Raw genomic sequence first — 11,940 nt, 5'->3', positions numbered from 1 at the left:
TCCCCCTCGGTAGTTTTGACCCGCGGGATCTCGCATCTTAAGGGGATGGTTTTATCGGTTATCGATATTTCACATTGTGATGTGAAAGCTTGATAATCGTTCCCGTAACTGCGAGGTAAGGCGGTATGTTTGGCCCGCCTCCTCCCTTTTTTACCCGCTTGCTAGAAGAACTCATCATGACCGACCTGCGCGAACAAGCTCTCGAATACCATGCCCAACCTGTCCCCGGGAAGATCAGCATCGCCCTGACCAAACCGGCGGAAACCGCCCACGACCTCGCCTTGGCCTACAGTCCGGGCGTGGCGGAGCCGGTACGGGAGATCGCCGCCAACCCTGACGACGCCTACCGCTATACCAACAAGGGCAACCTGGTGGCGGTGATCAGCAATGGCACCGCCATCCTGGGCTTGGGGAATCTCGGGCCGCTGGCATCCAAGCCAGTCATGGAGGGCAAGGCCCTGCTGTTCAAGCGTTTTGCCAATATCGACTCCATCGACATCGAGGTGAAGCACCGCACACCGGAGGAGTTCATCGATACCGTGGCGAACATTGCCGACACCTTCGGTGGCATCAACCTGGAGGATATCCGGGCGCCGGAATGTTTCGAGATCGAGCGTCAGTTGGTGGAGCGTTGCCAGATCCCGGTATTCCATGATGACCAGCATGGTACCGCCATCGTTACCGCCGCCGGCCTGCTCAACGCGCTGGAGATCCAAGGTAAAGAGCTGTGCGATAGCACCATCGTCTGTCTTGGGGCCGGTGCGGCGGCCATCGCCTGCATGGAGCTGCTGATCAAGTGCGGTGCCATGCGCGAGAAGATCTACATGCTGGATCGCAACGGGGTGATCCACACCCGGCGCGATGACCTCAATGAGTACAAGAAGCTGTTCGCCAACAACACCGACAAGCGCACGCTGCAGGACGTGATCGCCGATGCGGACGTGTTTGTCGGTGTCTCCGGGCCGGACCTGCTCAGTGCCGAGGATGTCGCCCTGATGGCGGACAAGCCGGTGATCTTTGCCTGCTCCAATCCGGACCCGGAGATCAAGCCTGAGCTGGCGCGCTCGGTGCGCCCGGACGTGATCATGGGTACCGGTCGCAGTGATTACCCCAACCAGGTCAACAACGTGCTCTGTTTCCCGTTCATCTTCCGGGGAGCCTTGGATGTGCGGGCCAGCGCCATCAACGACGCCATGAAAGTAGCGGCGGTGGAGGCACTGCGCAGCCTGGCCAAGGAGCCGGTGCCGCAGAACGTGCTGGACGCGTATGGCAGTGAGGGGATGAGCTTCGGCCCGGATTACGTGCTGCCCAAGCCGGTTGATGGCCGTCTGCTGCCGCGCATCGCCCGCGCCGTGGCCCAGGCCGCTATCGACTCCGGTGTCGCCGGTATTGACACCCTGCCGGATGGGTACCTTTCGGACGCCTGCTGAGGCTCTGCCCAGTCCCTACCGAGCCCGCCACTGTGCGGGCTTTCTTGTATCTGCGGACTTTGGGGCACAGTGATACGAGTTCCTAGATCCTAGATCCTAGGAACTCGGAACCTGTCTCCTGCTCCCAAGCTCGGGTGTGTCCCGGGAGGAGTCGTCGTTCAGGGCAGGAGGGCGGTCAGAGAGCGGAAGATCAGCAGCAGGCCAGCGCCGCCGCAGAGGGTCAGAGTGGCGTTTTTCAGCCGCTCCGGCGCCACCAAGGTGACCAGTTTGTCCCCCAGCAGGAAGCCCACCACCACAGGGGGGATCAACCACACCCCGCGCCAGAAGTCGTCCCAGCCGAAGGCACCGGCCAGTATCAAAAGCAGCAGGGAGAGAGCCGCACTGAAGACGAAGAACCCCGCCAGGGTATGGCGCAGGGCGGCGGCGGAGCGGTGATTATTGAGCAGCAGAGCCAGGGGGGGTCCCCCCATGGCGGAGATGGCGGCGAAGACCCCGGAGACGATGCCAGCCCCGAACAGGTTGGTGCGGCTCAGCGCCAAGCTGTACCTGTGGTGGGTCAGCCACACCGCCAGTAGGACGATCAGGCCGATCCCCAGCCCCAGCCAGTGGGCGGAGGCCACCAACAGCAGCCAGGTGCCGAGGATCCCCCCGGGCAGGCGGCCCAGCAGCGCTGGCGCCAGTATCCCCAGCTCGAAGCGTACGCCGGTGCGCAGCAGGGTAAAGAGGGAGACCAGCAGGCCCATCATGATGATGGGTCCCGGTACCCAACTGGGATCGATCAGGAACAGCAGCGGCGTGATCACCACCGCCAGGCCAAAGCCGATGGCACTTTGTACCAGGGCGCCAAGCAGGACAATCAGCCAGATCAACAGCAGTTCGAAGGAGAGGAGCATGGGCTTCCCGAGTCAGCCAGGAGACAACAAAAAGCCCGCCGTGAGGCAGGCTTTCCAGAGGGAACCAGACTCAGTCGTCCAACTGTTCCGGATCAATTCCCAGCGAGAGCATGATCTCACGGGCCGCAGCCGGGATATTGTCCGGCTGGTCTTTGCGCAGGTCCTCGTCTGAGGGCAGCGGCTGGCCGGTGTAGGCGTGCAGGAATGCTTCGCACAGCAGTTCGCTGTTGGTGGCATGACGCAGGTTGTTGACCTGGCGGCGGGTGCGTTCGTCGGTGAGGATCTTCAGCACTTTGAGCGGGATGGAGACGGTGATCTTCTTGACCTGCTCATTTTTCTTGCCGTGTTCTGCGTACGGACTGATGTAGTCGCCGTTCCACTCGATACTCATCGATGCACCTATAAGTCATGATAACGGGAGCAATTTTAAACTCATGGCAGAGAGAGTCAATGGTCGCCATCTTGACTGATACACGTTTGGATGGCTAAACGTCTTGACGCCTTTCTTGGTGCCGTTTAAGTTAATCCAACATGAACGAATTGTTGTCAATGCGTCAACCCGGAGGATGCACCCATGAGCCAGCCTCAGCTTGCCACCATCGCCGCTCGAGAAGGGATTGAGAGCGACACGCAGCATGGTGCCGTTGTTCCCCCCATCTACCTCTCCACCAGCTACACCTTCGAGTCATTCGGTCAGCCGCGCCAATACGATTACGCCCGCAGCGGCAACCCGACGCGGGGCACCTTGGGGGACGCTTTGGCCAAGCTGGAGGGGGGAGTCGGCGCCGTGGTCACCGCCACCGGTATGGCCGCCATCACGACGGCCACGGCACTGCTGGGCCGTGATGACCTCTTGGTGGTCCCCCACGACTGCTACGGTGGCAGCTATCGCCTGTTTACCTCCGTGGCCGCTAAGGGCGGCTTCCGACTGGCGGTGGTGGACCAGACCGATCCGGTGGCGCTGGCCCAGGCCCTGGCGCAGAAACCCAGGATGGTGTGGCTGGAGACCCCCTCCAACCCCCTGATGCGGTTGGTGGACATTGAGGCGATCGCGGCATCGGCCCAGGCCGTTGGCGCCTGGGTGGTGGTGGACAACACCTTCCTCTCCCCGGTACTGCAGCAACCCCTGAGCCTGGGCGCCGACATCGTGGTGCACTCCACCACCAAGTACATCAACGGCCACTCCGATGTGGTGGGCGGGGCGGTGATCACTAAAGATCCCGAATTGGCGGAGCAGCTGGCCTGGTGGGCCAACTGCCTGGGGCTGACTGGCGGTGCATTCGACAGCTACCTCACCCTGCGGGGGCTGCGCACCTTGCCGCTGCGGATGAAGCAGCACCAGAGTAATGCCGAGGTGGTGGTGGCGATGCTGCAGGACCACCCGGCAGTGCGTCACGTTTACTACCCCGGCCTGGAGGGGCATCCGCAGCATGGCCTGGCCCGGCGGCAGCAGAAGGGGTTTGGCGCCATGCTCAGTTTTGAGCTCGAGGGGGGTATCACCGAAGTGCAGGCCTTCCTCTCCCGCCTTCGGGTCTTCAGCGTAGCGGAGAGCCTGGGCGGGGTAGAGTCCCTGATCTGCCACCCGGGGACCATGACCCATCGTGCCATGTCCGATGAAGCGCAGGCGGCGGCGGGGATCGGTCCTACCCTGTTGCGGATCTCCGTCGGCATCGAGGATCCCCAGGACCTGCTGGTGGATCTGCAACAGGCGTTGGGCTGAGCCTCATCGCCAGCGAACCCGGTCGGAACTTAAGGAAGGGAGCCACAGCGTGTCACGTCGCACCTTGCACAAATTTGGTGGCAGCAGCCTGGCGGATGCCGACTGCTACCGCCGCGTCGCCCATATCCTGTTAACCCAGGGACACAGCGATGATCTGGTGGTGGTCTCCGCCGCCGGTAAGACCACCAATGCTTTGATCAGCCTGCTGGAACGGGCTCGGCAACATCGCGAGTTCAGTAACGAACTGGCGCAACTGACGGAGTTTCAGCAGGGGCTGATCCGCCGTTTGCTGCTGGGGCCCGAGGCGGAGACGATCCTGGCCCAGTTCAACGATGACCTGGCGACCCTGCGACACTGGCTGGGGGCCCCAAACCGTCATGGCGCCGAGATCCAGGCTTTGGGCGAGGTGTGGTCCTCCCGACTGCTGGCGGCACTGCTGGGCCAGCTGGGGGTGAAAGCCCAGGCGCTGGATGCACGCCAGTTCCTCCTGGTGGGGGCAGACCGTGCCCCGGATTACGCCAGTAGCCGTGATCGACTGAACCGCTTCCTGGCCCAGAGTCCGGACACCCGGATCGTGATCACCGGCTTTGTGGCCAACGATGGCCACGGACAGAGCGTGCTGCTCGGACGTAACGGTTCCGATTACAGTGCCACGGTGATCGGGGCGCTGGCGCGGGTGGACCTGATCACTATCTGGAGTGACGTCCAGGGGGTGTTCAACGCGGATCCCAACCGGCTGCAGGATGCCCGCCTGCAGGCGGAACTGTCTCTGGCGGAGGCCGACACTCTGGCCAGGCTGGGATCGCCGGTGCTGCACAGCCGCACATTGCAGCCGCTTAAAGACCATGCCATGGCCCTGCATGTGCGCTCTAGCTTCACTCCGGAGCAGCCCTATACCCGGATCCTGGCCGAGGGCGCCCGGGCAGAGCCGGTGATCACCAGCCTGGATGCCGTGGTGGTGCTCTACTGCCCCGAGGGGCGGCTCGATTCGGCCATCGAACACCTCCAGGCCAGTGGCCTGGCCCCGCTGGCCTGTTATCCCCAGCGCAATGCTCTGGTGGTGACCGAAGAGCTGGCCGAGGCGACCCAGGTCGCCCTGGTGGAGTGGCTGGGCGCGCCCGTATCCAGTGAGCGGGGGTGGGGCATGGTGGCGCTGATCAGCCGCCACGCCGGTCGCCTGGCCGGGGCCTTTGCCCGTCTGCTTGGCCGGCGGGCCTGGCCACTGCGCAGGGAGCCCTTGGCGCTGATCACCCTGGTGCCCAGCGATGAAGTGGCGGACCTGACCGGCCGGGTGCATCGTCGCTGCGCCGGTCCGATGAAGAAGATCGGTCTACTGGTGGCAGGCAAGGGCAACATCGGTGCCGCCTGGCTGCAGCAGTTTGCCCACTACCAGCGCCGGATCAGCGATGAGCTGGAGGCCGAGTTGATGCTGGTGGCGGTGCTGGGCCGAGAGGAGGCACTGCTGGCCCCGGAGGGGATAGAACCGGCCCAGTGGCAACCCCGCTTCGATGCCGAAGCTCGCCCCTACCGGCTGCCACAACTTATTGAACAGGCGTCAGCACTGCCGCTGGATGAGCTGATCCTACTGGATATCACCGCCAGCGAAACCCTGGCCCAGGCCTACCCGCAGCTGCTGGCCCAGGGGATCCACCTGATCTCCGCCAACAAGCAGGCGGGCAGCGGCAGTCAGGCCTTTTACCATGAATTGAAGCAGGCGGTGGCCCAGCGGCATCTTTACTGGCGCTACAACGCCACCGTGGGGGCGGGCCTGCCGGTGTTTTACGCCATCGATGATCTCAAGCGGGGCGGGGACCGGGTGCAGCGCATCGACGGGGTGTTTTCCGGCACCCTGAGCTGGCTTTTTCACCATTACGACGGTGCCAAGCCCTTCTCACGACTGGTGCTGGAAGCGCGGGAGCGCGGCCTGACCGAACCGGACCCAAGGGAAGATCTCGGGGGCATCGACATGCAGCGCAAACTGCTGATCCTGGCCCGGGAGCTCGGACTGGAGCTGGAGCTGGCGCAGGTCGGGCTGGAGACCTTGGTCCCGGAGGCGTTGCAAGGGGTCAGTGATAGCGAGTTTCTGCAGCGGGTCGAGGAGTTGGACCAGCCCATGACTGAGGCGTTGGCGGCAGCTTCAGCACGGGGGGAGACCCTGCGCTACACCGCCTCGCTGGCGGTCGAGGGGGATCGCCTGCAGGCTCGCGTGGGACTGGCGTCCGTGGCGCCGGATCACCCCTTCGCCAGCCTGCCACCGGGAGACAATCAGTTTCTTTTGCGCAGCCTTCACTACCCCGAGGGGTTGGTGATCCAGGGACCCGGCGCCGGCCGGGAGGTGACCGCGGCGGCGGTTCAATCCGATCTGGTGGCGATCTGCCGCCGCTTATTGCACTGATATCAGGGAGTCGACATTCATGGCCTTTTCTCACGCCCAGCAGGTTGAAGCGCTGAACGAGCGACTCTGCTCCCTGCGCGATCTGAACATCTCGTTCGAGTTTTTCCCGCCCAACTCGCCGGCCATGGAGGAGACGCTTTGGGCCTCGGTGGAGCGGCTGGCCCCGCTCAAACCGAAGTTCGTTTCTGTCACCTATGGCGCCAACTCCGGGGTGCGTGATCGGACCCACAAGGTGATCGAGCGGATCCACGCGGAGACCGGTCTGCAGGCGGCACCGCACCTGACCCTGGTGGATGCCAGCGACGAGGAGCTGCGGCAGCTGGCGCGGCAGTACTGGCAGCAGGGGGTGCGTCATATCGTGGCCCTGCGCGGGGATGTGCCAGAGGGACAGCCCAACCCCAACCGCTACGCTTCTGACCTGGTGGCCCTGCTGCGCCAGGAGCACGATTTCGAGATCAGTGTCGCCGCCTATCCGGAGGTGCACCCGGAAGCGCGAAGTGCCCAGGCGGACCTGATAAACCTGAAACGGAAGGTCGATGCCGGTGCCACCCGGGCGATTACCCAGTTCTTCTTCGATATCGAGGCTTACCTGCGTTTTCGTGACCGCTGTGCCGCGGCGGGGATTGATGCGGAGATCGTGCCAGGGATCCTGCCGGTCACCAACTACCAGCAGCTGCTCAAATTTGCCAACTTCGCCAAGATCCGGATCCCCAACTGGCTCCATCACATGTTCGACGGCCTGGAGGAGGACCCCGCCACCCGCAAGTTGGTGGGGGCCAACGTGGCGATCGAGATGACCAAGGTGCTGGCGCGGGAGGGGGTGGGTGATTTCCACTTCTACACCCTAAACCGGGCCGAGCTCTCTTACGCCATCTGCCACTCACTGGGGGTGCGCCCCGGCGTTTGAGAGTGATCGACCATCACCTTGTCGGCGTTTGAGATAACTACCGGAAGCCACTGGTCTTTGATGGTGGTATTTCGTACTCTGGGGCTCGATAACACAAGGAGGTTTGGGTATGAGTGCCCTCTATCAATTTACCGTCGAGAGCAATTCCGGCGCCCAGATCCCGATGTCGGAGTATCAGGGCAAAGTTCTGTTGATCGTCAACACCGCCAGCAAGTGCGGTTTCACCCCGCAGTATGAGGGACTGGAGCAGCTGCACCAGGCGTACTCGGAGCGCGGCCTGACGGTGCTGGGCTTTCCCTGCAACCAGTTCGGCAACCAGGAGCCGGGCAGTGCGGCGGAGATCAGCGATTTCTGCCAGCTCAACTACGGGGTCAATTTTCCGCTGATGGCCAAGGTGGAGGTCAATGGAGACGACGCCCACCCGCTCTACCAGCACCTGAAAACCGAGGCACCCGGGGTGCTGGGCAGCAAGGGGATCAAGTGGAATTTCACCAAGTTCCTGGTGAACCGGGATGGCGAGGTGGTGAAGCGTTACGCCCCGACCACCACACCCAAGTCCATTGCCGCCGACATCGAGGCGCTGCTGTAAGCGCGTCGACGGTGGCATGATCCGAGAATACGGGCCCCAGCGGCCCGTTTTTGATCTCTGCAGTTCTGTAGTCAGGTTACTGTCACGGCGAGCGGCAGCACCGGGTTGACGGGGATGGGTCCCCGCAGGGGCAGGATGGGAACCTTTGCGTTATTATGGCTCCGGCGATAACCGCCGCCACCCAGTCCCCCTCTCTGTTAAGGAACCCTGCTGTGTCCCAGCCCGCTGATACCCTGATTGTCCTAGACTTTGAAACCTCCGGTCTGTCGCCGGATCGGGGTGATCGCGCCATCGAGATCGGTGCGGTCAAACTGCATCGGGGCGAGGTGGTGGCGCGGTTCCAGCAGCTGATGTATCCCGGTTTTGCCATCAGCCCCTTTATCGAGAGCTACTGCGGCATCGACAACGCCGAGTTGGCCAAGGCGCCGCCCTGCGCTGAGGTGATGGCGCAGTTTGCGGAATTCATCGGCGATCACAACCTGGTGGCCCATAACGCCAGCTTTGATCGACGCTTCTTGGATGCGGAGCTGGCGCGGATCGGCGCTGGGTATGGGGGCGAGTTCGCCTGCTCGTTGCTGCTGGCCCGACGGCTCTATCCCCAGGCTCCCAACCATAAGCTGGGTACCCTGGTGGGTTACAAGGGGATCCGGCACGATGGGGTGTTCCACCGCGCGCTGGCGGATACGGAGATGACGGCCAAGCTGTGGTTGGCAATGCTGGCGGACCTGGCCCGGGAACACGGCATCCACAATCCCAGCTTCAGCCTGTTGCAGCAGTTGGCCCGTCAGCCCAAGGCGTCGGTGGCCAGCTTTCTGAGGCGTATGGCGGGTTAGGGCGGTTTATCCGTCGGCCCGCTCCCGCTCATTCACTCTCTCCCTCCAGCCCGCTGTCCGGCGCCATCGGTTTGCGAAGTTTGACCGGATCCTGGCGTGTTTTGCGCAGCTTGAGGTTGAGCATCTCCACTGACACGGAGAACGCCATCGCGAAGTAGACATAGCCTTTGGGCACGTGACCGCCGAAGCCCTCCACCACCAGGGTCATCCCCACCAGCACCAGGAACGAGAGCGCCAGGATCTTCACCGTCGGGTGCTGGTCGACAAACTCGCCGATGCGTCGGGCGGCCATCAACATGACAACCACCGCCAGGACGATGGCGATCGCCATGACCGCCAGGTCCTCCGCCAACCCCACCGCGGTGATCACCGAGTCCAGCGAAAACACCAGGTCCAGCAGGGCAATCTGAATCAGGACCATCGCCATTCCATTGACCTTGCCGGGTCCGTGCACTTCCTTGGCCCCCTCCAGGCTGTTGTGGATCTCCAGGGTCGACTTCGCCAACAGGAACAGCCCCCCGCCTATCAGGATCAGGTCCCGGCTGGAAATGGCGCGGCCCAGGATCTCGAACCAGGGCTCAGTCAGTCCCATCACCCAGGTGAGGGAAAAGAGCAGCGCCAACCGGGTGACCATGGCCAGCATCAAGCCGAGGCGACGGGCTCGTTCCCGCTGCGCCGCGGGCAGGCGGCCTACCAGGATGGAGATAAAGATGATGTTGTCGATGCCGAGGACGATCTCCAGGGTGGTGAGCGTCGCCAGGGCGATCCAGGCTTCCGGGCTGCTGATCCAGTCAAACACAGCGGCACTCCAGATGGATGGGGGTGCAAAAACTTTAGCGGAATCCGGTCGCTGGGGGGGAGGAAAAGCCGGTCGCCGCGGTGATGGGTTGCTAGCCTTGAGCATGGGGCTAAGTTCGCAGTGGCCTCGCGAGTCCAGCTCCGGATTCCTGGAACCTATTGCCTGGTTCCCGGGCCTGTGATCTGGCCGCGCCCTTGGTTTCATTTTAAGGGCTTTAAGGTGGCGTGGAGGATAAGCGGTATGGCACGGCGTTATGACAGCATACTGGAGACCATCGGTAACACGCCGGTGGTGCGGATCAACCGGATCGACAGCCACGGCTGTGAGCTTTACGTGAAGGTGGAGTCCTTCAACCCCATGGGGTCGGTGAAAGATCGCCTGGCGCTGGGGGTGATAGAAGCGGGCGAGCGGGATGGCAGCTTGCGGCCGGGGCAGACGGTGGTGGAGGCCACCAGTGGAAATACCGGCATCGGCCTGGCCATGGTGTGTGCCCAAAAAGGCTATCCCCTGGTGGTGACCATGGCGGAGAACTTCAGTGTCGAGCGGCGCAAGCTGATGCGTTTCCTCGGTGCCAAGGTGGTGTTGACTCCGGCCCACGAGAAGGGCAGCGGCATGGTCAACAAGGCGGTGGAGTTAGCGGAGAAACATGGCTGGTGGCAGTCGCGCCAGTTTGAAAACCCCGCCAATGCCGAGATCCATGAGCGCACCACCGCCAGAGAGATCCTGCGGGACTTCGAGGATGTGACGCTGGATTACTGGGTCACCGGTTTTGGTACCGCAGGGACGCTCAATGGGGTCTCCCGGGTGTTGCGGGCCGAGAGCCCGAAGACCCGGATCATCGTCTGTGAGCCGGACAATTCACCCATCCTTGCCAGTGGTACCCCCCAACCGAGCCAGGGCAGCCACCCCAGTTTTCGTCCACACATGATGCAGGGCTGGAGCCCGGACTTCATTCCCGAGCTGGCCCAACCGGTGCTGGAGCAGGGGCGCATCGACGCGTTCTGTCCCATTGATGGCCGGGACGCGCTGCGCTGCAGTGCGGAGTTGGCCGCCAAGGAGGGGATCCTGGTGGGGATCTCAGGTGGTGCGACCTTTGCCGGTGCGCTGGAGGTGGCTCGGGAAGCCCCTAAGGGGAGCCGGATCCTCTGCATGCTGCCGGATACCGGCGAGCGCTACCTCAGTACCCCACTGTTTGAAGGGGTGGCCGCCGAGATGACCGACGAGGAGATGGCGCTCTCCCGCTCGACCCCCAACTACCGCTTCGACACTGCCGGCTCGGCACCGGCCAGCGTGCCTCCGGCCGGGCCGCTGGATCCCGCCGCCCAGCAGGAGGTTGCGGAAACCCTGGCCGACCCGGCAAACCCGGTGGTGATGTACGCGCTGGAGTGGTGCGAATTTTGCTGGACCGTCCGCAAGGTATTCAAAGCCTATGGCATTGAGTTTGTTAGCCTGGACCTGGATTCGGTGGCCTACCAGGCACAGGAGCGGGGAGCCAAGATCCGCGCGGTGCTGCGGGATAAAACCGGGTGGAACACCCTGCCACAGATCTTCATCGGTGGTGAGTTTATCGGTGGTTGTACGGACCTGCTGGACCAGCTTAAAGAGGGCAGCCTGCAAACCCGGCTGAAGCAGGCGGGGGTCCCCTTTGACGACAGCGTCAGCCTGGATCCCTACAGCTTGCTGCCCAGTTGGTTGCACCCACGATAGGGGGGCTCCCGCGGTGATCCGCCCCCTGGCTTATACTCACTGTGCAAAGACACGAGTTTCTGGTTCCTAGGCCCAAGTAAGGATATACGATGAACAAATTGATCACTCTGGCCCTGGCGGCTATGGCCCTGCTCTTCACTCCCCTGACTCGGGCGGATGACGTCAGCGAAGCGCTCAAGAGGTTCCAGGCGGCGGAGGCCACAGCCCCCTTCTTTGCCAACGCTTACGGTTACGCCATCTTCCCCAAGGTGGGTAAGGGCGGTATGGGCATTGGCGGTGCCTATGGTAAGGGCAAGGTGTACCGGGGAGGCGAGCTAACTGGCACCACGAAACTGGCCCAGGTGAGTTTTGGGCTGCAGCTGGGTGGGCAGGCTTACAGCCAGATCATCTTCTTCCAGAATGCCGACGCCTATGAGGAATTTACCAGCGGTAACTTCGAGTTTGGCGCCCAGGCCAGTGCGGTGGCCCTGACCGCCGGCGCGTCCGCTGAGGCGGGCTCCAAGGGCACCTCAGCCGGTGCCGGTGAAAGCCAGGCCGAGAACAGCTACAGCGGCGGCATGGCGGTCTTCACCATGGCGATCGGTGGCCTGATGTATGAAGCGGCGATCAACGGTCAGTCCTTCAGCTTCAAGCCGATCAATTAGCCGCTAGTTGATTGACATTCAAG

The 11,940-nt window shown here is 63.0% G+C and carries 11 protein-coding genes; 8 read left to right on the top strand and 3 right to left on the bottom strand.

All coding sequences use genetic code 11. The features are described 5' to 3' along the window. The first annotated feature begins 176 nt into the window (after positions 1–176). Complete coding sequence (locus ABD997_RS14280) at positions 177–1,430, top strand: malic enzyme-like NAD(P)-binding protein (protein WP_345317785.1); 1,254 nt, start codon at positions 177–179, stop codon at positions 1,428–1,430. Between the two features lie 158 nt (positions 1,431–1,588). On the opposite strand, the gene ABD997_RS14275 is transcribed toward ABD997_RS14280, so the two are convergent. Further along, positions 1,589–2,323 carry a TSUP family transporter gene (locus ABD997_RS14275; RefSeq protein ID WP_345317784.1) on the bottom strand — a complete coding sequence of 245 codons (735 nt, stop codon included), beginning with the start codon at positions 2,321–2,323 and terminating at the stop codon, positions 1,589–1,591. A 70-nt stretch (positions 2,324–2,393) separates the two neighbouring features. Continuing rightward, positions 2,394–2,714: a met regulon transcriptional regulator MetJ gene (metJ, locus tag ABD997_RS14270; RefSeq protein WP_345317783.1), complete on the bottom strand. Its 321-nt coding sequence runs from the start codon at positions 2,712–2,714 to the stop codon at positions 2,394–2,396. Positions 2,715–2,897: 183 nt separating this feature from the next. Here metJ and metB point away from each other — a divergent pair, with 183 nt between their 5' ends. The 5 genes from metB to ABD997_RS14245 all read left to right on the top strand — a co-directional run bounded on the left by metB (position 2,898) and on the right by ABD997_RS14245 (position 8,767). Further along, positions 2,898–4,043, top strand: a complete 1,146-nt coding sequence (gene metB / locus ABD997_RS14265; RefSeq protein WP_345317782.1) for a cystathionine gamma-synthase — start codon at positions 2,898–2,900, stop codon at positions 4,041–4,043. A gap of 49 nt (positions 4,044–4,092) precedes the next feature. Then, positions 4,093–6,438, top strand: coding sequence for a bifunctional aspartate kinase/homoserine dehydrogenase II (gene metL / locus ABD997_RS14260; protein ID WP_345317781.1), 2,346 nt, complete (start codon positions 4,093–4,095; stop codon positions 6,436–6,438). A gap of 19 nt (positions 6,439–6,457) precedes the next feature. Next, a complete protein-coding gene (metF, locus tag ABD997_RS14255; protein WP_345317780.1) occupies positions 6,458–7,345 on the top strand; it encodes a methylenetetrahydrofolate reductase in 888 nt (295 codons plus the stop codon). A 109-nt stretch (positions 7,346–7,454) separates the two neighbouring features. Further along, entirely contained in the window at positions 7,455–7,934 is a 480-nt protein-coding gene (locus tag ABD997_RS14250; RefSeq protein ID WP_345317779.1) for a glutathione peroxidase, read from the top strand. Between the two features lie 212 nt (positions 7,935–8,146). Beyond that, positions 8,147–8,767, top strand: coding sequence for a 3'-5' exonuclease (locus ABD997_RS14245; RefSeq protein ID WP_345317778.1), 621 nt, complete (start codon positions 8,147–8,149; stop codon positions 8,765–8,767). A gap of 28 nt (positions 8,768–8,795) precedes the next feature. Here ABD997_RS14245 and ABD997_RS14240 read toward each other — a convergent pair whose 3' ends face one another. After that, positions 8,796–9,566: a TerC family protein gene (locus ABD997_RS14240; protein ID WP_345317777.1), complete on the bottom strand. Its 771-nt coding sequence runs from the start codon at positions 9,564–9,566 to the stop codon at positions 8,796–8,798. Between the two features lie 240 nt (positions 9,567–9,806). Here ABD997_RS14240 and ABD997_RS14235 point away from each other — a divergent pair, with 240 nt between their 5' ends. After that, a complete protein-coding gene (locus ABD997_RS14235) occupies positions 9,807–11,273 on the top strand; it encodes a pyridoxal-phosphate dependent enzyme (protein ID WP_345317776.1) in 1,467 nt (488 codons plus the stop codon). 89 nt (positions 11,274–11,362) lie between these two features. Further along, positions 11,363–11,917, top strand: coding sequence for a lipid-binding SYLF domain-containing protein (locus tag ABD997_RS14230; RefSeq protein ID WP_425557079.1), 555 nt, complete (start codon positions 11,363–11,365; stop codon positions 11,915–11,917). The last annotated feature ends 23 nt before the right edge of the window (positions 11,918–11,940 follow it).

Origin of the sequence: Ferrimonas gelatinilytica, assembly GCF_039544205.1 — a bacterium.
Taxonomy (GTDB): Bacteria; Pseudomonadota; Gammaproteobacteria; order Enterobacterales; family Shewanellaceae; genus Ferrimonas; species Ferrimonas gelatinilytica.
Note: the sequence above shows the minus strand (reverse complement) of the source record. Positions and strands in the feature narration are given on the sequence as shown.

Excerpts from the sequence above, each read along its gene's own strand:
- ABD997_RS14280 (WP_345317785.1), top strand. The coding sequence starts at position 177 with ATGACCGACCTGCGCGAACAAGCTCTCGAATACCATGCCCAACCTGTC.
- ABD997_RS14275 (WP_345317784.1), bottom strand. The coding sequence starts at position 2,323 with ATGCTCCTCTCCTTCGAACTGCTGTTGATCTGGCTGATTGTCCTGCTT.
- metJ (WP_345317783.1), bottom strand. The coding sequence starts at position 2,714 with ATGAGTATCGAGTGGAACGGCGACTACATCAGTCCGTACGCAGAACAC.
- metB (WP_345317782.1), top strand. The coding sequence starts at position 2,898 with ATGAGCCAGCCTCAGCTTGCCACCATCGCCGCTCGAGAAGGGATTGAG.
- metF (WP_345317780.1), top strand. The coding sequence starts at position 6,458 with ATGGCCTTTTCTCACGCCCAGCAGGTTGAAGCGCTGAACGAGCGACTC.
- ABD997_RS14250 (WP_345317779.1), top strand. The coding sequence starts at position 7,455 with ATGAGTGCCCTCTATCAATTTACCGTCGAGAGCAATTCCGGCGCCCAG.
- ABD997_RS14235 (WP_345317776.1), top strand. The coding sequence starts at position 9,807 with ATGGCACGGCGTTATGACAGCATACTGGAGACCATCGGTAACACGCCG.
- ABD997_RS14230 (WP_425557079.1), top strand. The coding sequence starts at position 11,363 with ATGAACAAATTGATCACTCTGGCCCTGGCGGCTATGGCCCTGCTCTTC.